Source organism: Bradyrhizobium sp. U87765 SZCCT0048 (assembly GCF_018131225.1).
Taxonomy (GTDB): domain Bacteria; phylum Pseudomonadota; class Alphaproteobacteria; order Rhizobiales; family Xanthobacteraceae; genus Bradyrhizobium_A.
Genome location: NZ_JAFCMM010000001.1, coordinates 1,807,877 through 1,828,797, shown reverse-complemented (window position 1 = coordinate 1,828,797; position 20,921 = coordinate 1,807,877). Strand labels below are relative to the sequence as shown.

23 protein-coding genes are annotated in these 20,921 nt (G+C 66.9%); 13 read left to right on the top strand and 10 right to left on the bottom strand.

Annotation, left to right across the window (positions count from 1 at the left end):
- The first annotated feature begins 4 nt into the window (after nt 1–4).
- The 7 genes from JQ639_RS07980 (at nt 5) to JQ639_RS07950 (ending at nt 7,879) form a co-directional block, all read left to right on the top strand.
- Nucleotides 5–1,393, top strand: a complete 1,389-nt coding sequence (locus JQ639_RS07980) for an aminotransferase (RefSeq protein WP_211965591.1) — start codon at nt 5–7, stop codon at nt 1,391–1,393.
- Nucleotides 1,394–1,395: 2 nt separating this feature from the next.
- Nucleotides 1,396–2,829, top strand: a complete 1,434-nt coding sequence (locus tag JQ639_RS07975; RefSeq protein WP_211965590.1) for an amidase — start codon at nt 1,396–1,398, stop codon at nt 2,827–2,829.
- Nucleotides 2,830–2,856: 27 nt separating this feature from the next.
- Entirely contained in the window at nt 2,857–4,110 is a 1,254-nt protein-coding gene (locus tag JQ639_RS07970; RefSeq protein WP_349644625.1) for a branched-chain amino acid ABC transporter substrate-binding protein, read from the top strand.
- A gap of 76 nt (nt 4,111–4,186) precedes the next feature.
- On the top strand, nt 4,187–5,137 hold the full coding sequence (locus JQ639_RS07965; RefSeq protein WP_211965589.1) for a branched-chain amino acid ABC transporter permease: 951 nt from the start codon (nt 4,187–4,189) through the stop codon (nt 5,135–5,137).
- Complete coding sequence (locus JQ639_RS07960; RefSeq protein WP_211965588.1) at nt 5,134–6,438, top strand: branched-chain amino acid ABC transporter permease; 1,305 nt, start codon at nt 5,134–5,136, stop codon at nt 6,436–6,438. Before JQ639_RS07965 ends, JQ639_RS07960 begins: the two co-directional genes overlap by 4 nt.
- Nucleotides 6,435–7,184 carry an ABC transporter ATP-binding protein gene (locus JQ639_RS07955; RefSeq protein WP_211965587.1) on the top strand — a complete coding sequence of 250 codons (750 nt, stop codon included), beginning with the start codon at nt 6,435–6,437 and terminating at the stop codon, nt 7,182–7,184. Before JQ639_RS07960 ends, JQ639_RS07955 begins: the two co-directional genes overlap by 4 nt.
- Complete coding sequence (locus JQ639_RS07950; RefSeq protein ID WP_211965586.1) at nt 7,184–7,879, top strand: ABC transporter ATP-binding protein; 696 nt, start codon at nt 7,184–7,186, stop codon at nt 7,877–7,879. The genes JQ639_RS07955 and JQ639_RS07950 overlap by 1 nt, the downstream gene beginning before the upstream one ends.
- Before the next feature lie 56 nt (nt 7,880–7,935).
- Here the strand turns inward: JQ639_RS07950 and JQ639_RS07945 are convergent, their stop codons facing one another.
- The 6 genes from JQ639_RS07945 to JQ639_RS07920 all read right to left on the bottom strand — a co-directional run bounded on the left by JQ639_RS07945 (nt 7,936) and on the right by JQ639_RS07920 (nt 12,631).
- Entirely contained in the window at nt 7,936–8,619 is a 684-nt protein-coding gene (locus JQ639_RS07945; RefSeq protein WP_211965585.1) for a helix-turn-helix domain-containing protein, read from the bottom strand.
- Nucleotides 8,620–8,739: 120 nt separating this feature from the next.
- Complete coding sequence (locus JQ639_RS07940; RefSeq protein WP_249123011.1) at nt 8,740–9,225, bottom strand: response regulator transcription factor; 486 nt, start codon at nt 9,223–9,225, stop codon at nt 8,740–8,742.
- A gap of 54 nt (nt 9,226–9,279) precedes the next feature.
- On the bottom strand, nt 9,280–9,480 hold the full coding sequence (locus JQ639_RS07935; RefSeq protein ID WP_211965584.1) for a hypothetical protein: 201 nt from the start codon (nt 9,478–9,480) through the stop codon (nt 9,280–9,282).
- Between the two features lie 148 nt (nt 9,481–9,628).
- Nucleotides 9,629–10,243: a response regulator FixJ gene (gene fixJ / locus JQ639_RS07930; protein ID WP_211965583.1), complete on the bottom strand. Its 615-nt coding sequence runs from the start codon at nt 10,241–10,243 to the stop codon at nt 9,629–9,631.
- Nucleotides 10,236–11,738 carry a sensor protein FixL gene (fixL, locus tag JQ639_RS07925; protein ID WP_249123010.1) on the bottom strand — a complete coding sequence of 501 codons (1,503 nt, stop codon included), beginning with the start codon at nt 11,736–11,738 and terminating at the stop codon, nt 10,236–10,238. Before fixL ends, fixJ begins: the two co-directional genes overlap by 8 nt.
- A 164-nt stretch (nt 11,739–11,902) precedes the next feature.
- Nucleotides 11,903–12,631, bottom strand: a complete 729-nt coding sequence (locus tag JQ639_RS07920; protein WP_211965582.1) for a CBS domain-containing protein — start codon at nt 12,629–12,631, stop codon at nt 11,903–11,905.
- Nucleotides 12,632–12,797: 166 nt separating this feature from the next.
- On the opposite strand from JQ639_RS07920, the gene JQ639_RS07915 reads away from it, so the two are divergent.
- From JQ639_RS07915 to JQ639_RS07900, 4 genes are all read left to right on the top strand, one after another.
- Nucleotides 12,798–13,163: a hypothetical protein gene (locus tag JQ639_RS07915; RefSeq protein WP_211965581.1), complete on the top strand. Its 366-nt coding sequence runs from the start codon at nt 12,798–12,800 to the stop codon at nt 13,161–13,163.
- A gap of 139 nt (nt 13,164–13,302) precedes the next feature.
- A complete protein-coding gene (locus JQ639_RS07910) occupies nt 13,303–13,734 on the top strand; it encodes a CBS domain-containing protein (RefSeq protein WP_211965580.1) in 432 nt (143 codons plus the stop codon).
- 304 nt (nt 13,735–14,038) lie between these two features.
- Entirely contained in the window at nt 14,039–14,644 is a 606-nt protein-coding gene (locus tag JQ639_RS07905) for a universal stress protein (protein ID WP_211965579.1), read from the top strand.
- A gap of 63 nt (nt 14,645–14,707) precedes the next feature.
- Nucleotides 14,708–17,404, top strand: coding sequence for a bifunctional acetate--CoA ligase family protein/GNAT family N-acetyltransferase (locus tag JQ639_RS07900; protein WP_211965578.1), 2,697 nt, complete (start codon nt 14,708–14,710; stop codon nt 17,402–17,404).
- A gap of 24 nt (nt 17,405–17,428) precedes the next feature.
- Here the strand turns inward: JQ639_RS07900 and JQ639_RS07895 are convergent, their stop codons facing one another.
- From JQ639_RS07895 to JQ639_RS07880, 4 genes are all read right to left on the bottom strand, one after another.
- Nucleotides 17,429–17,848 carry a hypothetical protein gene (locus JQ639_RS07895; protein WP_211965577.1) on the bottom strand — a complete coding sequence of 140 codons (420 nt, stop codon included), beginning with the start codon at nt 17,846–17,848 and terminating at the stop codon, nt 17,429–17,431.
- Nucleotides 17,849–17,869: 21 nt separating this feature from the next.
- Nucleotides 17,870–18,343, bottom strand: coding sequence for a phage holin family protein (locus tag JQ639_RS07890; protein WP_211965576.1), 474 nt, complete (start codon nt 18,341–18,343; stop codon nt 17,870–17,872).
- A 1-nt stretch (nt 18,344) separates the two neighbouring features.
- Nucleotides 18,345–18,602 carry a hypothetical protein gene (locus tag JQ639_RS07885; RefSeq protein WP_249123008.1) on the bottom strand — a complete coding sequence of 86 codons (258 nt, stop codon included), beginning with the start codon at nt 18,600–18,602 and terminating at the stop codon, nt 18,345–18,347.
- 114 nt (nt 18,603–18,716) lie between these two features.
- Entirely contained in the window at nt 18,717–19,013 is a 297-nt protein-coding gene (locus JQ639_RS07880) for a c-type cytochrome (protein WP_249123084.1), read from the bottom strand.
- Nucleotides 19,014–19,246: 233 nt separating this feature from the next.
- Between JQ639_RS07880 and JQ639_RS07875 the strand changes: the two genes are divergently transcribed.
- Together JQ639_RS07875 and hemN are read left to right on the top strand one after the other, a co-directional pair.
- Nucleotides 19,247–19,387 (top strand): hypothetical protein, encoded by a 141-nt coding sequence (locus JQ639_RS07875; RefSeq protein WP_211965574.1) that lies wholly within the window; start codon nt 19,247–19,249, stop codon nt 19,385–19,387.
- Between the two features lie 39 nt (nt 19,388–19,426).
- Nucleotides 19,427–20,761, top strand: coding sequence for an oxygen-independent coproporphyrinogen III oxidase (gene hemN / locus JQ639_RS07870; RefSeq protein ID WP_211966515.1), 1,335 nt, complete (start codon nt 19,427–19,429; stop codon nt 20,759–20,761).
- The last annotated feature ends 160 nt before the right edge of the window (nt 20,762–20,921 follow it).

The window sequence follows — 20,921 nt, the reverse complement described above, 5'->3', positions numbered from 1 at the left end:
GCCGATGCGCAACGATCTGCACGTTCAGGACATCAGCCTGCATCTTCATCCGCAGACCAACCCGCGCGCCCACGAGACCCGTGGCCCGCTGATCATGGCGCAGGGCAACGGCGCGCGCGTCGTCGACAGCGACGGCCGCGAGTACATCGAGGGCATGGCGAGCCTGTGGTGCGCCTCGCTCGGCTTCAACGACGCGCGGCTGGCAGCGGCCGCCGCCACCCAGTTCGCGACGCTGTCGACCTATCACACCTTCAACCACCGCTCGAACCAGCCCTGCATCGAGCTGTCGGAAGCGCTGCTGGCGATCGCGCCGATCGCGCCGGCGCGGGTGACCTATACCAACTCCGGCTCGGAAGCGAACGACTCCATGATCAAGCTGGCCTGGCTCTACCAGGCAGGGCGTGGCAAACCGCACAAGCGCAAGATCATCTGCCGCCGCGGCGCCTATCACGGCAGCACCATCTTCGGCTCGGCGCTCAGCGGCCTCGACCATGTGCGCGGTCCGCTGGTGCCGCCCGCCAGCGAGATCCTGTTCACGGATACGCCGCATTACTATCGTCGGGCACAGTCTGAGCAGTCGCAGGCGGCGTTCGTCGACCAGCTGATCAACAATCTCGAAGCGCTGATCGTCGCGGAGGGCGCCGACACCATCGCCGCGATGATCGTCGAGCCGGTGATGGGGGCGGGCGGCGTCATCATGCCGCCGGACGGCTATTTTCCGCGGCTCGCCGAGCTGCTGCGTCGCCATGACATCCTGGTGCTCAGCGATGAGGTGATCTGCGGCTTCGGCCGCACCGGCCACTGGTTCGGATCGCAGGCGTTCGGCTTCGCGCCGGACATGATGTCGGTGGCCAAGGGCCTGTCGTCGGGTTACCAGCCGATCGGCGCGGTGGTGCTGTCGGAGGCGATCTTCGCCGCCGTCGCGGACGAGGCTGATCGCATCGGCACCTTCGGTCATGGCTTCACCTATGCCGGCCATCCGGTGACCAGCGCGGTCGCGCGCGAGACGCTGAAGATCTACCAGGAGATGGACCTGATCGGTCACGTCCGTCGCCGCGCAGTGCCGTTCCAGCAGCAGCTGCAGGCGTTCGCCGATCATCCGCTGGTCGGCGACGTCCGCGGCATCGGCCTGCTCGGCGCGCTCGAACTCGTCGCCGACCGCCGCGCGCGCACGCCATTCGCGTCCGGTCTTCGGGTCGGCCCGCGGGTGGTGGAGAGTGCGCTCGCCCACGGGCTCATCGTGCGCAGCCTTGGCGACATCATCGCAGTCTGTCCGCCGCTGATTATCGCTGAAGCCGACATCACCGAGCTGTTCGCGCGGCTGACTCGCGCGCTCGACGACGTCGCAGCGTCGCTCGCCGCGGACGAGCAGTCTTCCAAAGAGGTTCACTGAAGATGTCCAATGATCCCCTCGACCTCGACGCCGTCGGCCAGGCCGCGCTTGTCGTCGCCAAGAAGATCTCGCCGCGCGAGCTGGTGGATGCCGCCATCGCCCGGATCGAAGCCGGCGACGGGGCGATCAACGCCGTCACCCAGCGGCTGTTCGACGATGCCCGCGCTGCGGCGGAGTCCGACCGGCATCACGGCCCGTTCCGCGGCGTGCCGTTCCTGCTGAAGGACTTCTACTGCCATATGGCAGGCACGGCGACGACCGGCAGCGCGCGTCTGCTGAAGGACAATGTCATCGACCATGACAGCGAGCTGATGCGGCGCTACCGCGCGGCCGGCCTGATCACGGTCGGCAAGACCAACACGCCCGAGCTGGTGTCGATGGGCACTACCGAGCCGAGCTGGCGCGGCGCCACCCATAATCCCTGGAATCTCGACCACACCCCGGGCGGCTCGAGCGGCGGCGCCGCGGCGGCGGTCGCGGCCGGCTTCGTCGCCATGGCCCATGCCAATGACGGTGCCGGCTCGACGCGCATTCCCGCGGCGTGCTGCGGGCTGTTCGGGCTGAAGCCGTCGCGCGGACGGATCACGCTCGGTCCGGACGTCGGCGAATCCATTGGCGGCATCACCGCCGAGCATGTGGTGACGCGCTCGGTGCGCGACAGCGCCGCGCTGCTGGACGCCACCAGCGGCGGCCTGCCGGGTGATCCTTACGTGGCGGAGCCGCCGCGGCAGGGCTTTCTGGCCGCGACACGGCAGCCGCCGAAGCGGCTGCGCATCGCGGTGTCCGAGACGCCGCTTTACGCCGCGAAGATGGATGCCGAATGCGTCGCGGCGGTGCGCCGGACGGCAAAGCTGTGCGCCGATCTCGGCCACGACGTCGTGGAGGCGCGTCCGAAAGTCGATGGCGATGCCTTTCGTGCCGCGGTCGAGACGTTCTGGCCGATGACGGTGACGCGGGCGCTGTCGGTGCTGGCGGTGCAGCGCAACTGCACGGCGGCGTCGCTCGCCGCGGAGCTGGAGCCGTTCAACCAGTACCTGTTCGAGCAGGGCAGCCGGCGCAGCGCCATCCAATACCTGGCGGACCTGTCCTTCTTCCAGGCCGTGACGCGCACCTTCGGGCAGTTCTTCACGGACCATGACGTCTGGCTGACGCCGACGCTGGCGTTCGTGCCGCCGCGGCTCGGTTATTTCGACGCCGCGCGGCTCGGCGGCGCGGAGGCCTACCGCCGGGTGATCGATTCCTTCGCCTTCACCGTGCCGGCCAATGTCGCCGGTCTGCCGTCGACGAGCCTGCCGCTCGCCACCTCGGCCAGCGGGCTGCCGATCGGCATCCAGATCACCGGCCGCCTCAATGACGAGGAGACGCTGTTCGCGCTGTCGGCGCAGCTCGAGCAGGCCGCGCCGTGGACTGGCCTCGCGCCGCGGGCCGCAGCCTGATCATCAAACAAGTAAAAAGGGGGAAACATGACACATCAACTCTCGCGCCGCGCCATGCTCGGCACCGCGCTTGCCGGCCTCACCGCGCTGGCGCTGCCGGCGCGCGCCGCCACCGACAAGGTGCGCGTCGCGTTCATCGATCCGCTGTCCGGGGGCGGGGCGATCGCCGGCGAGCACGGCGCGCGCCATTTCCGCTTCCTGATCGACAAGATCAATGCCGCCGGCGGCGTGCTTGGCGGCACGCCGCTCGAGCTCGTCGTCTATGACAACAAGAGCGCGGTGCAGGACACGCTGATCCAGGCGCAGAAGGCAATCGACGCCGGCACCCGCATCATCGTGTCCGGGTTCGGCTCGAACGTTGCGCTGGGGTTGTCGGACTTCCTGCAGAAGCACAACAGCCGCAACCCCGAAGCCCAGGCGATGTTCCTGAACTACGGCACCATCGATCCGGCGCTGACCAACGAGAAGTGCAGCTACTGGCATTTCCGCTTCGATGCCGATGCCGAGATCAAGATGCACGCGCTGACGAGCTTCATCCGCGACCGCAACGAGATCAGTAAGGTCTACGTGATCGGCCAGGACTATTCCTTCGGCCAGGCGGTGCGCGCCTCGGCGCGCCGGCTGCTGGCCGAAAAGCGTCCGGATATCGCCATTGTCGCCGATGAGCTGCACCCGCTGCTCAAGGTCAACGACTTCGCGCCCTACATCGCCAAGATCAAGGCGTCGGGCGCGGATTCCGTGATCACCGGCAACTGGGGCCAGGACTTGGCACTGCTGCTCAAGGCGGCGGCGGATGCCGGCCTCAAGGTCGACTGGTACACCTTCTATGCGGGGCTTGCGGGCAGCCCGACCGCGGTGCGCCAGACGGGCCTCGATCATCGGATCTATCAGGTCGTCGAATGGCATTCCAACGTGCCGGGCAAGGAGATGCAGGATCTCAATGCCGAATTCCGCTGGCGCTATGACGGCAAGGGCTGGTGGTACCTGCGCGCCAAGACCGCGATGGACATGCTGGTGAAGGCGATCGACACCGCCAAGGCGATCGACGCGGCGAAGATCTCCGCGGCCATGGAAGGAATGCGGATCAAGAATGCGCTCGGCGCCGAGGTGTGGATGCGCAAGGACGATCACCAGGCGTTCCAGGACCTCTATGTCGCCTCGTTCGGCTCCGGCGTGCCGGTGGACGAGGAGGGCACGGGATGGGGCTGGAAGACGGTCGCGACCATCGCGGCGGCGGATACCCTGACCAGGACCGTGTGCCAGATGGACCGGCCGAGCTGATCGTCGTCTGATCCCACCACCTTTTCTGTCATTCAGCCGATCGCGCGGCGAGGTCGCCGCGCGCGAGGGAGCGCGCATGCTCGAATTCCTGACCTTCTCGGTGCTCAATGGCGTGCAGTACGGCCTGCTGCTGTTCCTGCTCGCCAGCGGGTTGACGCTGATCTTCTCGATGATGGGCGTGCTCAACTTCGCCCATGCCAGCTTCTACATGCTCGGCGCCTATTTCGGCTTCCAGGCGAGCCTCAGCCTCGGCTTCTGGCCGGCGCTCGTGGTGGCGCCGCTGGCGGTGGGCGTGCTCGGGGCGCTGGTTGAGCGCTTCGGGCTGCGGCGGGTGCATCGGCTCGGCCATGTCGCCGAGCTGCTGTTCACCTTCGGCCTCGCGTTCGTCATCGACGAGGTGGTGGTGATGCTGTGGGGCCGCACCCCGGTCGACTACCGCGTGCCGGCACTGCTCGACGGCCCGGCGTTCATGCTGTGGCAGACCAGCTATCCCGCCTACAAGCTGTTCCTGCTGCTGGCCTCGGTCGCGATCTTCGCCGGCCTGCTGATGTTCCTCACCCGCAGCCGGGTCGGGTTGATCATCCAGGCATCGCTGACCCATCCGCAGATGGTGTCGATGCTCGGGCACAACGTGCCACGCATCTTCATGGTGATGTTCGGCGCCGGCACCGGCCTTGCCGGGCTCGCGGGCGCCATCGCCGGGCCCGCGCTGGTCACCCAGCCATCGATGGCGGCGCTGCTCGGGCCGATCCTGTTCGTGATCATCGTGCTCGGCGGGCTCGGCTCTCTGACCGGCGCGCTGATCGCTTCGCTCGCGGTCGGCCTGATCCAGACCTTCGCGGTCGCGGGTGAGGTGTCGATCGCCGACCTGCTGGCGCGCGTCGGCGTCACGCTCGGCCACTCCGAATGGTTCGGCAACTTGTGGCACGCGACGTTGGCGCAACTCGCGCCGGTCATTCCCTACCTTCTCCTGGTGCTGATGCTGCTGCTTCGGCCCGCCGGCCTGATGGGAGCCCGAGAGACATGAGCCAGTCCACCTCCATGCCGATTCCGGCTGCCGGCAACGGCACGCTGCGCGGCGCCGTCCGTATTCTTGGCCCCTGGGTCTGGACGGCGCTGCTATTGCTCGCGCTGCCCCGCCTGTTTCCCTCGACCGGCGCCCTGGCGACGCTGTCGCTGATGGGCGTCGCGGTGACCTTCGCGCTCGCCTACAACATGCTGCTCGGCCAGACCGGCTTGTTGTCGTTCGGCCACGCCATCTACTACGGCCTCGGCGGCTTTCTCGCCGCCCACGCCATCCTCGGCGCGGCCGCGGCAGGGGTGCGCATTCCGTTGCCGTTGATGCCGTTGGCGGGGGCGTTCACGGGGCTGGCGTTCGGCGCGCTGTTCGGCATCGCCTGCACCAAGCGTGCCGGCACGGTGTTTGCGATGATCTCGCTGGGGTTGGTGGAACTGGTCACGGCGCTGGCGCTGGTGATGACCGGCTTCTTCGGTGGCGAGCAGGGCATCGCCTTCGATCGCACACGGATCGCGCCGTTTCTGGGCCACCGCTTCGGCTCGCAACTCGAGGTCTACTACCTGATCGCGGCCTGGACCTTCCTCGCGGCGGCCGCGATGTATTTCCTCACCCGCACGCCCTTCGGGCAGCTGTGCAATGCGGTGCGCGAGAACCCGATGCGGGTCGAGTTCCTGGGGTATTCGACGCGCACCATCCGCTTTCTGGCGCTGTGCCTGTCCGGCCTGTTCGCCGGGCTCGCGGGCGCGCTCGCCGCCATCAATCTGGAAGTGGCGTCCGGCGCGATGCTGGGCGGCCAGCAGTCGGGTCTCGTGCTGCTGATGACCTATATCGGCGGCGTCGGCCAGTTCGCGGGGCCTGTGGTCGGCGCGATCCTGATCACGCTGCTGCAGGTGTCGCTGTCCGACATCACCGGGGCGTGGCAGCTCTATTTCGGCCTGCTGTTCATGCTGGTGGTGACGTTCGTGCCCGGCGGCCTCAGCGGGCTGATTGTGCTGCACGGGCCGCTGCTGCGTGCCGGGCTGCTGCCGCGCCTTGCCGCGCCCTACGCCAAGGGCGTGATCCCGCTGCTGCTGACCGGCGTCGGCGCGAGCCTTGCCATCGAGCTCGCCTATCGCCTCACCATTGGCAGGGCGACCGGAACGGCGCTGCAGATCGGTTCATGGCAGATCGACGCCACCGCGCCGGTGCCCTGGATCGTGGCTCTCGCCGCGTTCGCGCTCGGCGTCGTGCTGCTGCGCCGCTTCGGGCCGGCGATCACAGCCCGCGTGGCCGACCTGCAGGCCGATGCGCTCGCGAGGCTGCCGTCATGACCGACACCATTCTCGCCCTTGCCAATGTGCAGAAGAGCTTTGGCCGCACCGCGATCATCCGCGGGCTCGATCTCGCGGTCAGGCGCGGCGAGCGCCATGCCATCATCGGCCCGAACGGCGCCGGCAAGTCGACCACCTTCCACCTGATCTCGGGCCGGCTGCGGCCGACCGGCGGCGACATCCATCTCAACGGCGAGCGCATCGATGGCCTCAGCCCGAGTCTGATCAGCCGCCGCGGGCTGTCGCGCAGCTTCCAGATCACCAGCCTGTTTCCGCAGCTCTCGGTGTTCGAGAACCTGCGCTGCGCGGTGCTGTGGTCGCAGGGCACGGGATACTCGTTCTGGCGGCCGATCGCCTCGCTCGCCTGCGTGCGCGAGCGCACCATCGAGGTGCTGGAGCTGATCGGGCTGGCGCATCGCCGCCATGTCCCCGCCAGCACCCTCAGCTATGCCGAGCAGCGCGCGCTGGAGATCGGGATGGCGGTCGCCGGCGGCGCCGAGGTCATCCTGCTGGACGAGCCGACCGCCGGCATGAGCGCCTCGGAAACCGTGCAGGCGGTGGCGCTGATCCGCAAGGCGACCGCCGGGCGGACCTTGCTGGTGGTGGAGCACGACATGGGCGTGGTGTTCGACCTTGCCGACCGCATCTCGGTGCTGGTCTACGGCCAGGTGATCGCCACCGACACGCCAGACAACGTCCGCGGCAACGCCGCGGTGCGCGAGGCCTATCTCGGAGACCTGCACTGATGCTCGACGTCGTCGATCTGCATGCCCACTACGGCAAGAGCCACATCCTGCAGGGCGTGACGTTCCATGTCGGCCCGGGAGAGATCGTGGCGCTGCTCGGCCGCAACGGAGTCGGCCGCTCCACCACGGTGAAGTGCATCATGGGCGACGTGCCGCCGGAGGGCACGATCCGCTTCAAGGGCGAGGCGATCGCCGGCCGCCGGCCGCACGAGATCGCGCGCCTCGGCCTCGGCTACGTGCCGGAAAACCGTGATGTGTTTCCGGCGCTCACCGTGCGCCAGAATCTCTTGCTCGGCGAGAAGCCGGGGCGGCGGGAGGCGCGCTGGTCGATCGACGAGATGTTCACGCTGTTTCCCAATCTGGAAGCGCGCGCCGATACGCCGGCCGGCGTGCTGTCCGGCGGCGAGCAGCAGATGCTGACCATGTGCCGCACGCTGATGGGCGATCCCGACCTGATCATGATCGACGAGCCGACCGAAGGGCTGGCGCCCAAGGTGGTGGAGCAGGTCGGCTTGTTGCTGCGCGAGATCGCGGCGAAGGGCATCGCCATTCTGCTGGTCGAACAGAAGCTCGCCATCGCGCTGACCATCAGTCACCGCGTCTACGTGATGGGCCATGGCCGCATCGTGTTCGAGGGCACGCCGGCGCAGATCAGGGACAACGAGGCGATGCGGCGCGAGTGGCTGGAGGTCTGAAGCCGCCCGCGCCTTGAAATGAAAGCTTGAGCTGAAACCCTGGACTGAAAGCCGCCTCAGGCGTCCATGCCGCGCAGCCGCTGGCGGTTGCGCAGCACGATCTGGCGGGCGCCGGAGAAGCCGAGCACGCCCTCATCATGGAGTTGGGACAGCGCGCGCGACACGGTCTCCAGGGTGAGGCCGAGATAGTCCCCGATATCGCGGCGGCACATCGGCAGCGCCATCATGCCGGCGACCGCAAGACGGCGATCCATCTCCAGCAGGAAGGTCGCGACCCGCTCCATGGCGGTCTTGCGGCCGAGCAACAGCATGTGGTCTTCGGCATGCTTGAGGCTGTCCGCGGTCATGTCGAGCAGGCCGCGCACCACGGCGACATCGGTCATCGCCGCCTGCTCGAGGCTCTTGCGCTTCACGAGGCGCACGCTGGTGTCGATGATGGCTTCCGCGGTCAGGCGATGGGTTGCCCCGCTCTCGAGCCCGAACACATCGCCGGGCAGGTGGAAGGCGCCGATCTGGCGACGCCCGTCGGACAGCAGCTTGTAGGTGCGCACCGCACCGCGGATCACCTGGTAGACATAGTCCGCTGGCTCGTCCTCGCCGTAGATCTCGGCATCCTTCTTGTAGGAAAACTCGGTCGCGACGAGGCCCGCGTGGCCGGCGATGGCGCCGAACTGATCGCCGGGGCGCGCGGTGCCGAGGGCAATATGGCCAACAGCGGGACTGAGCGACGGGGTGAGCATGGCGATCTCCAGGAAATGCAGTGGATGGCCATGGTTTTACGCGTGCTTGGCGGCGCCGAAAATTTCGCCTCTTACCTTAGGGGCCACCCCCTAGGGGATCGTACGGAGGTGACAGGCCGGTCAGGACGCGGGGGGAAGAGGATTTCGATCGATCGCGGCACGCAGCGTCGCGGCGAGGCTGTCTTCGAGATGCGGCTTGAGCAGCACCGTATGGACGCCTGCGGCGTTCGCCTTGGCGGCGATGGCTTCGTCGGGAAAGCCGGTGATGAGGATGACCGGAGCGGCGATTGCCGTGGCGCGCAGCCGGATGGTGAGGGCGAGGCCGTCCATCGTGTCCATCTTGTAGTCGATCACGAAACCGTCGGCGTCATGCGTCGCCTCGGAATTGAGCAAGGCCGCGCCGCTGCGAAAGGTGCGGACCGTAAAGCCTTCTGTTTCCAGCAAAAATCGTAACGAATTGAGCACCGCCGGGTCGTCATCGACGACGTGGACGCTGAGCGGGGCCGGGCAGACGGCCGCGGTCTCCTCGAAAGGATGCTGTGAGCTGGCTGGTTCCATGGCCGGCAAGGTAAGGGGCGGACGGCCGAGCGCCTTGACCTGGCTCAAGCCGCCGCAAGATCATTGCCCGAGGGAGGGGGTGTCGACGATCTCGCGCAGCGCTCAATGACAGGTTCTGGGTGGCTTGATCCGCGGCGGGGCAAAATCCTCGCCGTCGATCGAAAGGGCCGCGTCCTCCGACGCCGCGTCGGCGAGCCGGCGTGCGATGTCGGCCAGTTGCACCGACATCCGCGGGCAAGTGGCGGCTTCGGCGAGTTCGAGACATTCCGCGGCGCATTCCAGGGCGACATCCGACAGATGCATGGTGGCCTCCTCGCCAGTTGGCCGAACCTATGCCTCTTTTGCTCGCGGGAGTTGCGCTGGATCAAAGCCGATGCCGATCATCGGCAAGCTCGCTCGATCGCAGGCGGCTGCCGGCCTGCGGGACCGGTACTGGCGTCCCACACAAACCCTACGCCTTCAGCAGGCCGCCACGAATGGCGAAGCGGACGAGTTCCGAGACGCTGTTCGCCTGCATCTTGGTCATGACGTTGGCGCGGTAGACCTCGATGGTCCGGGGGCTGATGTCGTAGTCGCGTGCGATCTGCTTGTTCGAGGCTCCCGTGATCAGGCCTTCGAGCACCTGCCGTTCGCGCGGGCTGAGGCTGTCGATGCGGGCGATGATCTCGGCGGTCGCAGCGTCGTTCTGGGCCTGGCCTTCGCCTTGTGCCAGGGCGGTCTCGATCATGCCCACCAGCCGTTCGTCCTCGAATGGCTTTTCGAGAAAGTCGAGCGCGCCGAGTTTCATCGCCTCCACCGCCAGCGGAATGTCGCCGTGCCCGGTCATGACGATGATCGGCAGCACCCTGGTGCCGGCCTTCAGCCGCTTGAGCAGCTCGATGCCGTCGATGCCTGGCATCCGCACGTCCGAGACCACGCAGCCGAAGGCGATTGCAGGGAGGGCTTCGAGAAAGCTGACGGCGGTCTCGAACAGAGTCACCGTGAACCCGGCGGAGCCGAGCAGGAAATCCAGCGAGTCCCGCATCGCCGGATCATCGTCGATGACGTAGACGTTGCCACTACTCATCGCGTCCTCCGTCGCCTGATGCGGCCGGCAGCGTGAAGCAGAAGGTCGCGCCTCCGGTCGCATTGGTTCTGGCATGCATGCGCCCTCCGTGCGCCTCGATGATCGAGCGGCTGATGGACAGGCCGACGCCCATGCCGGTTTCCTTGGTGGTGAAGAACGTCTGGAACAGATTCTGCTCGACCCCCTCGCCGAAACCGTGGCCGGTGTCGGAGATTGTGACCTCGATCATGTCGTCCGCGGCCGGGGCGTTGGAAGCGACGAGTTCGCGGCGTGGCGACTTCGCCATCGCCTCGAGCGCGTTGCGGAACAAATTGACGAGCACCTGCTGTACCTGGACACGATCGACCAGCACGAGGTCGTGGGCGGGATCGAGATCGAAACGCAGTTGCACGCCTTGTTCACGGGCGCCGGTGAGGCCGAGCGCGCCGGCTTCCTCGATCAGCTTGGCGACGCTTTCCTCCCGCCGTTCGGATTCGCCGCGTGACACGAAGTTGCGCAGGCGGCGAATGATCTGGCCGGCGCGAATCGCCTGTTCGGCAGCGCGGTCGAGCGCGCTCTCGATCTTCGCCGTGTTGGGATCCTGGCTGCCGGCCAGCAGGCGGCGGGAGCCCTTCATGTAGTTGCTGATCGCCGACAGCGGCTGGTTGAGCTCGTGCGCCAGCGCGGACGCCATCTCGCCCATGGCGCTGAGGCGCGAGACATGGACCAGCTCCGATTGCAGTTCCTGCAGTCGCGCCTGGGTCTGCTGGTGTTCGGTCAGGTCGCGCACGAAACCGGTGAAATAGCGTTCGCCCTGCGACGTCGTTTCGGCGATCGACAGGTGCATCGGGAAGGTGGTGCCGTCCTTGCGCCGTCCGCTCACGATACGGCCGATGCCGATGATATGGCGCTCTCCGGTACTTTGGTAACGCTCGAGATAGCGGTCGTGGCGGCTGCGATCGGGTTCGGGCATCAGGATGCTGACATTCTGCCCGATCGCTTCCGCGCCGGTGTAGCCGAAAAGCCGTTCCGCCGCGGTGCTGAACGACTGCATCAGACCGCGCTGGTCGATGACGACCATGGCGTCCGGAATGGTGTCGAGAATCGAGCGCAGATGGCTTTCCCGCGTTCGCAGGGCATCCTCGATGCGCTTCTGGTCGTCGATGTCCAGTACCACGCCGCTCAGCCGGCGCTGTCCGGCGGCGTCCCGCGTCAGCGCGCCCTGGACCCGTACCCAGTGGCCACCAGGGGCGTTGTTGATGCGGTATTGCAGGTCGAAATTGCCGTCCGAAGCGCGCAGCCGCTCGACGGCCTGCTCGGTGCGCTGCCGGTCGTCCGGCGCGAGCAGCGACAGGAAGAGGGCGTAGGTCAGGGGAGCGTCACCGGCGATTCCGAACAGGCGTCGCGTGGTATCGGACCAGGACAGGCGCTGGGTCGCGAAATCGAACTCCCAGAGGCCGACGCCGGACTGATCGATCCCCCGGCGCAGCTGGTCGTCGTGAAACCCGTCGCCCAAGGATGAGTCCGTCGGCAAGTGCTTGAAATCCCCAGCAATCTGCGCGGTCCGGCCGCAATGATCCGCTGCTGTATTATCCTCCAGATCGCCGGCCGGGCTCAAGAAAAAAAGGCGCCGCGCGCGGGCTTGAGACGCGAGGCGCCCGAAGTCGATGATGGCGGGGCTTAGCCGGCGCGGGCCAGCGCTTCGTCTTCGGCGGAATTCACATACATTCCCGACATCGGGTCGACCCAGCACAGGTGATCGTGGACTTCCTTCACGCCGGCGACATTCTCCGCGGCCACGAGGCAGGCGCGGCGCGTGCGGTCGTCCGTGATGACCCCGTGCAGATGGACGACGCCGCGGCGCGCCGACACGCTGAAGCCGAGCGGACGCCAGTCGTTGGCCTCGATCGTCGCGGCGACGCGCTGCTCGATGTGGGCGTCGTCGGCGGTCGGGTCAGGGACCTCCCGCGCAAGACTCGCCACCGCCCGCACGAGGTTCGCACGCGTGACGATGCCGACGACCCGGCCATCGCCCAGAACCGGCAGCCGTTTGACATGCCGCGTTTCCATCAGCTCGACGATCTCAGCAAGCGGAGTGCTCTCGACGATCGAATATGGGCTCATGGTCATGATCTCGCCGACCTTGCGTCCGCGCTCGTGAACGAAGGCATCGGCCTCCTTGCCCGGGCCGATGAGGAACTTGAGCCAGCGGTTGCGCTTGCGTTGCGTGCCGACTTCTGCCCGGCGCAGGAAGTCGCCTTCGGAGACGATGCCGACAAGCTGCCCTTCCGGCGAGACGACTGGCAGACCGCTGATGTGGTGCTTGAGCATGAGATGAGCCGCCTCGACGATCGGTGTATCGGGTCCGATGGTCACCACGCCGCGTGTCATGATCTGATGCGCGCGCATCTGTCTGGCTCCTGGTTGAGATCGACTGAAGCTAACCCAGCCGCACGGTTGCAAGCTTGATCCAGGTCAAGCGGCCCGTCGCAGCGTGATGGCGCGATTTTGACCCAGGTCAATGAAGCGGCGCCGCCCCGTTTCGCATCATGGCGCAGCGACAGGAGATGGCGCCATGAGCGACGGCATGCCCAGGATCGAGACGGAGCGTCCGCTGGCGACGGCGGCCATGCACGAGATGACGCAGCCGGGACGACACATGATGGAGTTTGCGTTCGACCTGCAGAAGGCCTGTCTCGACGAAATGACCGTCGCCGGCGATGAGGCGATGGAGCGGCTGCGCCGGGATATGGAGATCGGGGCCGAGTTCGTGGCGCGCATGGCCTGCGCCCATTCGGTGCAGGAGATCGCCACTGCGTTCAGGGATTGCGGCGGCCATCGTGCTGAAGCGTTGCGCCGCGACAGCGAGCAGATGCTGCGCCATGGCCAGCGCATTTGCGAGCGGGCATCGAAATTGTGGCCGGATCCCGTCCGGTCCTGAAGGTACCCTCCCTGCGGCCCGGCCGTCCGTCGGTCGGGTCGCCTTTTTTTTGACCTCGATCAATCCGCCGCGGTTGCGGCCGGTGCAGCCTGTCTGGGCCGCCGGGCGCGCCCCGGCCTGCCGTGACCGGGAGATGCCGTTGTACCGTTTTCTCGACGAGACCGCAGCCGACCACATGACCCGTGCGGTGAAGACGACGACGCGCGCCGAAACCATGGCGGAGCTGCAGCGGCGGTTCGATGCCGACGATTTCAATACATATCCCGTCGTCGAGAATGGCGAGGTCGTCGGGATCGTCACCAAGTTCGATTTCCTCAAGATGTTTTCGCTGACGCCGGCCCGCCTCGTGCCGCGCTATGACGACTTGATGAAAGTCGCGGTCGGCGAGGCGATGACCAGCGATTTCATCTACGTCACCCCGGTCACCCGTCTCACGCGCGTGCTCCAGCTCATGGTCGAGCATCGCATCCGCAGTGTGCCGGTGATCGACAACGCGCAGGGATTGGTCGGCATCATCTCCCGGGAGGACGTGATGCGGGCGCTGCAGCGCTGCCAGGGCCGGGACAGTTAGCCGATCTGCCCGGCCTCCCGGGCGAGATCGCGATCGGGCCGGCGACATCCCGGCGATTGCAGACGGATCGGGAGACGCGACCATGCCTGTCCAGGATATCTACCTTCCTCTGACCAGCCAGGCGCAGCCTTCGGCGGAGGCAATCGCGGCCTGTGTCGCGATCACGCACGCGCTCGAAGCGCGGCTGACGGCGGTTGCGATCGACGCCGCTGCCGATCCGGCTGCGCGTTCGTTCGAGGCCTTCAGCCGCTTCGGCCAGCCTGTCTCAGCGTCGTCGAACCCGCGCGGCGCGCTGGACGCCGTGGTGGCCGAAGCTGTCCGTCGCGGCGTGGCCTGTCACCGCGTGGTGCTTGCGGGAACCGTCGAGAGCGAACCGGCATTGCTGGCGGAAGCGGCGCGTCTCCATGATCTCGCGCTGCTGCCATTGCGGTCGCATGACAGCGCGATCGAGAAGACGCTTCTGGCGCTCGTGTTCACGTCGGGACGACCGCTCCTGATCTTCCCGCAGGAGCGCGCGGCCAAGCTGCCGATCGCCTTCGATCGGGTGGCGATCGCCTGGAATCGCAGCGCGCAGGCCGCGCGCGCCGTCGCCGATGCGCTGCCGTTCCTGCGCGCCGCCGCCAGCGTTCAGATTTTCACGGTCTCCGACAAGCCCTCGGATGTCGAGGCGGCCTCGGGTGGTGCCTTGATCCGCCATCTTGCCGCGCACGGGATCGATGCGACATTCGAGGCCGTTCCTCTGGCTGGCAGCTCGGTCGGCAAGGTCTTTGAGAACTATGTGAAGGCGAACGCCATCGACCTCCTGGTCATGGGAGGGTATGGCCGGTCCTGGCTGAAGGAGTTTACATGGGGCGGGGCGACGAATACGATTTTGGAAAGCCCGCCCTGTTGGGTCCTGATGTCGCACTAGGGACGTTGGATCAGGATATGGTGCGGCTCCCGGTTCGGTCCGCGCCTGTAAAGTCGTGATGCAATGTCGGTCTATCGGCTGAGCAACCTGCTGTCGCCGCGCTCCGTTGCGCTTGTCGGAGCGTCGCCGCGTCCCAACTCGCTGGGGCGGGCTATCCTCGGCAACATTCGCTCGACGGGCTTCGAGGGGCCGGTCGGCGTCGTCAATCCGGCGCATCGCGAGATCGCCGGGCTTGCAACCGTCGCGCGTATAGCCGACCTTTCCTTCGTTCCCGAGCTTGTGGTGATCACCGCGCCCGCCGAGGCGATCCCCGGTCTTGTCGCCGAAGCCGGCGAAAAGGGTGCGGCCGGCGCATTGATTGTCAGTGCCGGCCTCGGGCGTGGCCCCGGTTCACTCAGCGATACGGCGGAACGTGCCGCGCGCCGTCATGGCATGCGTCTGATCGGTCCGAATTGCCTCGGCATCATGATGCCGTCGGTGCGTCTGAATGCGTCGTTCGCGGCCCACATGCCGCAGCCCGGCGGCTTGGCGCTCATTTCGCAGTCCGGCGCGATCGTCGCCGGCATGGTCGACTGGGCGGCCCAGCGTGGCGTCGGCTTCTCCGGCATGGTCTCGATCGGCGATCAACTCGATGTCGACATCGCCGACCTGCTCGACTACTTCGCGCTCGATCCGGCGACCCAGGCCGTGCTGCTCTATGTCGAGGCGGTCAAGGATGCCCGCAAGTTCATGTCGGCCGCGCGTGCCGCAGCCCGCATGAAGCCGATCGTTGTCGTGAAATCGGGGCGTCTGGCGCAGGGAGCGAAGGCCGCGGCGACCCACACCGGCGCACTGGCCGGATCGGACGCGGTCTACGACGCGGCCTTCCGTCGCGCCGGCATGTTGCGGGTGTTCGACCTGCGCGAGCTGTTCGATTGCGCCGAGACGCTGAGCCGCGCCAATCCACCACGGGGCAAGCGGCTGGCGATTCTCACCAATGGCGGCGGCATCGGCGTGCTGGCGGTCGATCGTCTGGTGGAGCTCGGTGGTATCCCGGCGACGGTGACACCGGAATTGCGTGCCGAGCTCGATGGCGTGCTGCCGCCGACCTGGTCGAAGGCCAATCCGATCGATATCGTCGGCGACGCTAATGCCGAGCGTTATGTCGCGGCCCTCGGGCCACTGCTGGCGGATCCCGGCAGCGACGCCATTCTGGTGATGAACGTGCAGACCGCGGTTGCGCCGGCGGACAAGATTGCGGCGGGGGTTGCCGATCTCGTGCGCGCCGAGCGCGTTCGGCGCTTGGCCGGCAAGCCGGTGCTGGCCGTTTGGGTCGGCGCCAGCGAAGCGGTGTCGGATACGTTCAGCGCGGCCTCGATCCCGAGCTATCCGACGGAAGACGATGCCGTGCGCGGCTTCATGCATCTCGCTCATCATCGCGACGTGGTCGAGGCGCTGTCCGAGGTGCCGCCGAGCCTTCCTGCGGACTTCGCACCCGACGCCGCCGCGGCGCGCGCGATCGTCGACGCGGCCATCGCCGACGGCCGCGAATGGCTCGACCCCGTCGAGGTGGCGCAAGTGCTCGCGGCGTATCAGATCGCGATGGTCCCGACCGTCTCGGCGGCCGATCCCGACGAGGCAGCGGCGCATGCCGCGGCGTTTTTCGCCCGCGGCGAAACGGTCGTTCTCAAGGTTCAGTCGCGCGACATCGTGCACAAGTCGGATGTCGGCGGAGTGATGCTGAACCTGACCAATGCCGAGCAGGTCCGGGCCGCTGCGGTCGAAATTCTGGCACGCGCCCGCGCCAAGCGGCCGGATGCCCGCCTTGCCGGCGTCATCGTGCAGCCGATGGTGGTGCGCTCCAAGGCGCGCGAACTGATCCTCGGCATCGCCGATGATCCGACCTTCGGCACGGTCATCGTGTTCGGCCGGGGTGGTACCGCCGTGGAGGTGATCAACGACAAGGCGCTGGCGCTGCCGCCGCTCGATCTGCCGCTGGCGCGCGATCTCGTCGGCCGCACCCGGGTGTCGCGGCTGCTCAAGGGGTATCGCGACGTGCCGGCGGCCAAGACCGACGAGGTGCCGCTGACGCTGGTCAAGCTGTCGCAACTGGCATCGGATCTGCCGCAGATTCGCGAGCTCGACATCAATCCGCTGCTCGCCGACCACCGCGGCGTGCTGGCCGTCGACGCACGCATCGCGGTCGGGCCGCCCGTCCGAAAGTTCGCCGGCTCAGGCAACATGAATTTTGCGCTGCGGCCTTATCCGTCGGAATGGGAGCGCGGCCTCGTCGCCAAGGACGGCTGGCGCCTGATCGTCCGCCCGATCCGGCCCGACGATGCGCCGCAGATCCGCGAGCTGCTGAGCCATGTCACCATGGAGGATCTGCGGCTGCGCTTCTTCGCGCCGATCAAGGAGTTCTCGCATCAGTTCATCGCCCGCCTCACTCAGCTCGACTACGCCCGGGCGATGGCGTTCGTCGCGATCGATGCGGCGACCGGAGAGATGGTCGGTGTCGTTCGCATCCATTCGGATTCGATCTATGAGAACGGTGAATACGCGATCCTGCTGCGCTCCGACATGAAGGGGCGCGGGCTCGGCTGGGCGCTGATGCAGCTTTTGATCGAATATGCCCGCTCCGAGGGGCTTTCGCGGATCTCGGGCCAGGTGCTGCAAGAGAACATGGTGATGCTCGACATGTGCCGCGACCTCGGCTTCAAGGTCGCGACCGATCCGGCCGATCCGGAGGTTTGCGACGTCACGCTGGCGCTCAAGCCCTGAAGTGTGCGGGCCGTCCCGCGCTGGCTACAAGCGCGCGACAGAGACCACGCGAAAAGTGTGCAGGACGCCGCCGTCGCGAATTGCGACATACTCCCCGGGAGCGAACCGCTCGTCGGCAAAGTGATGCCCGGCTTCGTCCGGCAGCGCGCTTTCTGCGCCGTAGTGGAAAGCCCAGGTTCCGCCGGGACGATGAATGAGGTGGCCGGTCGTCTGCTCGCCGGGACGCAATCGGACCACGCGGCAGGCCTCGCGGTGCACCTGCCATTGCGCCGGATCGATCCGGCCGTCGGCGGCAAGCGGCGCGACCAGCACATACGCGATGGCATGCGCTCCCTCGGGATGTCCGGGCTCCCGTGCGAGGTCGAGGCGAATCTGCCGGAAAGAGGGCGGCAATGACGTGTTGAGGATCGGGGGCAGTTCGGGATTGGCGTGAGCGCGGGGCATGGTGCGGTCTCCTCGGCAGTTTCAGCCGGCCTCGGGTTTCGACGCCTTGGGCTTTGTCAACTGACGGACGATGACGGTGAGCAGCGGCAGCAACAGCGGGAGCAGGGCGCCTTCGAGCGGATGGCGGAGAAAGCCGCTGACCTGCGCCTGCAGTCCCTGAGCCTCCACCTGGAGCGCATTGATCGCGCTATCATGGATATCGTTGGCGAGTGCGATCTCGCGGGCGGGAGGCCCGCGAGATGCGATCACGAAGATTGTCGCGGCGATCGCGAAGTTGATGGCGCCAAGTGCCGCGGCGGACAGGATCGCGCTCCAGACCTGGACCAGCGCGAAGTAGGCGGCGAGTTCGAGCATCAGCAGTCCGAACGCCGCAATCAGCGCGGCGAAGGCCTTCATGCCGAGGCTGACCAGCAGATGCCGCAGACGGATGTCCGCGATGATACGGTCTGCGCGCCACAGCGCGCGCACGTGACGCGTGACGTTCTCGGCATTCATGTCAGGCCCTCCTCAACATGAAGCCGACGACGACCCCCAGGGCAAATGCCGACGCCAGCGTGGTGATGGGACGTTCTGCCACGACATGCCCCACATGGCTCTGCTCGTCGACGAGTGTCTGTCCGAGTTCCTCGATGGCGGCTTTCAATTGCTGCGAGAGATCCTCGATCTTGATTTTCGATGCACTGGCGATCGCCCCGCTGCGGTCGCCGATGACGCGGCTGATGTCATCCTTGAGCGACTGCAGTTCGCTCTTCAAATCGTGTGTCTGCAGCATAGCGGCGCCTCCCGCGTGATGGTGAATGCCGGCACCTTAGCCGGGGGCGGGTCAGCCCCATTGACGTGCGTCAAACCGTGCCCGGTTGCCGTCGCTTCACTCCAGGCTCTTGATGAACGCCAGGAGATCATTGATCTGGTCGGGATCGAGCTGGAAAGCGGGCATGGTCGGATGCCCCGTGTAGATTCCCTCCGCGAACGCCTCCGCCAGGGTCTCGATCGGGTAGCGCTGATGAAGGGTGCGAAACGGCGGCGCGATGGCCAGCGGGCTGTCCGTCACCCGATCGACCGAGTGGCAGCGGGCGCAGTTGGTGCGGGCGAACGTCTGGCCGCGCCGCATGGCGGGAGACGACGTCTCGCTGGCGGGGGCATCGCTCAGGGCGATCACCACCAGGCAGGCGGCGAGGGCGGCTGTGGAGTGCAATTTCGGCACGGCATGACCTCTTGATTCGTCCGGAGCTTCCTGGTGACCGAGCGATATTCCATCCGGCGCCGGAGACCGGTTTGACCTGGGTCAATCGTGGCGGGCGGGCCTGTCGGGCGGCGATGTCGGCGGCCCGGTTTGATCCGCATCAAGGCCACATCCTGGGGGCGGCCCATAGTGCGGACGGAAGCGGGAGAGACGCCATGCTGTTGATCGATATCCTGATCGTAGCGAGCGCGGTGCTGTTCGCGGTCGCGGTGTGTGCCTGTGCGCTGACCGGGCGGCCGTCGTCCGTCGCCACGCAGGCCGTGGAATGGCCCCGGCGCAAGCGGCGCGCGTTCTGAACGCCGCGCCGTGATCGCAGGAGAATACGCATCGTGCCAATGAGTGCTGTCGTTCGCCGCCATGCCGAGCGGCAGGTGCCCCGTTACACCTCCTATCCGACCGCCGCGGAGTTCGCGACAGATGTCGGCGTCGCCGATCACGCCCGTTGGCTCGGGGAGATCGGTGCGGCAGAACGCACCTCCCTCTACCTTCATGTGCCATATTGTCGCGATATCTGCTTCTATTGCGGCTGCCATGCCAAGATGGCCCGCCGGGACGACGTGGTGATCGATTATCGCGACGCGCTGGTGCGGGAGATCGCCACGGTTGGCAGCTTGCTCACGGCGGCGCCGCGCGTCACGCGACTGCATTGGGGCGGCGGGACGCCGGGTATTCTCGGCGGCGCCGGTCTTGGCGCAGTGGTCGACGCTCTCGACCGGCGATTTTCGCTGGGATCGGCTCTCGAACATGCCATCGAGCTCGATCCGCGCTATGTGACGAGGGTTTTCGCTCGCGATCTCGCCGCGCTGGGAGTCAATCGCGTCAGCCTCGGCGTGCAGGACGTCAATCCGCTGGTCCAGGCTGCGATCGGGCGGCTGCAACCGACCGACGTGGTTGCTGCGGCCGTGACGCGCTTGCGCGAGGCCGGCATCGACGCCTTCAACTTCGATCTCATCTACGGCTTGCCGCTGCAGACCGTCGAGACATTGCGCCGGACCGCCCGCACTGTCGCGGCGTTCGCGCCGGATCGCATCGCCTGCTATGGCTATGCTCATATGCCCCAGCGCAAGGCCGGCCAGCGTCGGATCGATGCCGCTCAATTGCCCGGGAGCACCGAGCGTTTCGCCCAGGCGGAGGCGATCGCGGAGGAGTTTCTGGCGCAAGGCTATGTGCGTGTCGGCTTCGATCACTATGCCCGGCCGGACGATGTGCTGGCGCGGGCCGCGGTCACGGGCACGCTTCGCCGCAACTTCCAGGGCTATACCGACGACGATTGCGGCACGCTCATCGGTTTCGGCGCCTCGGCGATTTCGTCGCTGCCGGGAGGTTATGTCCAGAATATCCCGGATGTGCCGGCCTATCTGCGTGCGGTCGATGCCGGCGGCCTCGCCACTGCGCGCGGCTGTTCGCTCACCACCGAGGATCGCGAGCGCGGCCAGATCATCGAGAGCCTGCTGTGCCGCTTTTCCGTCGATCTCGACGCGATCGCGCCGCATCGCGCCTTCGTCGACGAACTGCTGCAGCTTCAGGTGCTGGCACGTGAGGGGCTGGTCGAGGTCGATGGTCGCATTGTCACCGTCAGCGACGAGGGGCGAACTGTCGCCCGGGTCGTTGCCACGGTGTTCGACACTTACAGCCGCGATCGCCTCGGCCGCTTCAGTGTCGCCGTCTGAGTGATCCGCCCGGCGGATGCCTGCCGGCGTGGCCGGCTTGCTGATTTCCACGATTGTCCGGATTGCCTTTTGACCTCGATCAAGTCGGGGCGCGTCGGATTGCTGCTAGTGAGATTCATCCTTCACACGCGAAGTGCATCACCATGAAACAGACCAAGAC

Coding starts and splice junctions, on each gene's coding strand:
- JQ639_RS07980 (WP_211965591.1), top strand. CDS start 5: ATGCGCAACGATCTGCACGTTCAGGACATCAGCCTGCATCTTCATCCG.
- JQ639_RS07975 (WP_211965590.1), top strand. CDS start 1,396: ATGTCCAATGATCCCCTCGACCTCGACGCCGTCGGCCAGGCCGCGCTT.
- JQ639_RS07970 (WP_349644625.1), top strand. CDS start 2,857: ATGACACATCAACTCTCGCGCCGCGCCATGCTCGGCACCGCGCTTGCC.
- JQ639_RS07965 (WP_211965589.1), top strand. CDS start 4,187: ATGCTCGAATTCCTGACCTTCTCGGTGCTCAATGGCGTGCAGTACGGC.
- JQ639_RS07960 (WP_211965588.1), top strand. CDS start 5,134: ATGAGCCAGTCCACCTCCATGCCGATTCCGGCTGCCGGCAACGGCACG.
- JQ639_RS07955 (WP_211965587.1), top strand. CDS start 6,435: ATGACCGACACCATTCTCGCCCTTGCCAATGTGCAGAAGAGCTTTGGC.
- JQ639_RS07950 (WP_211965586.1), top strand. CDS start 7,184: ATGCTCGACGTCGTCGATCTGCATGCCCACTACGGCAAGAGCCACATC.
- JQ639_RS07945 (WP_211965585.1), bottom strand. CDS start 8,619: ATGCTCACCCCGTCGCTCAGTCCCGCTGTTGGCCATATTGCCCTCGGC.
- JQ639_RS07935 (WP_211965584.1), bottom strand. CDS start 9,480: ATGCATCTGTCGGATGTCGCCCTGGAATGCGCCGCGGAATGTCTCGAA.
- fixJ (WP_211965583.1), bottom strand. CDS start 10,243: ATGAGTAGTGGCAACGTCTACGTCATCGACGATGATCCGGCGATGCGG.
- JQ639_RS07920 (WP_211965582.1), bottom strand. CDS start 12,631: ATGCGCGCGCATCAGATCATGACACGCGGCGTGGTGACCATCGGACCC.
- JQ639_RS07915 (WP_211965581.1), top strand. CDS start 12,798: ATGAGCGACGGCATGCCCAGGATCGAGACGGAGCGTCCGCTGGCGACG.
- JQ639_RS07900 (WP_211965578.1), top strand. CDS start 14,708: ATGTCGGTCTATCGGCTGAGCAACCTGCTGTCGCCGCGCTCCGTTGCG.
- JQ639_RS07895 (WP_211965577.1), bottom strand. CDS start 17,848: ATGCCCCGCGCTCACGCCAATCCCGAACTGCCCCCGATCCTCAACACG.
- JQ639_RS07890 (WP_211965576.1), bottom strand. CDS start 18,343: ATGAATGCCGAGAACGTCACGCGTCACGTGCGCGCGCTGTGGCGCGCA.
- JQ639_RS07875 (WP_211965574.1), top strand. CDS start 19,247: ATGCTGTTGATCGATATCCTGATCGTAGCGAGCGCGGTGCTGTTCGCG.
- hemN (WP_211966515.1), top strand. CDS start 19,427: ATGAGTGCTGTCGTTCGCCGCCATGCCGAGCGGCAGGTGCCCCGTTAC.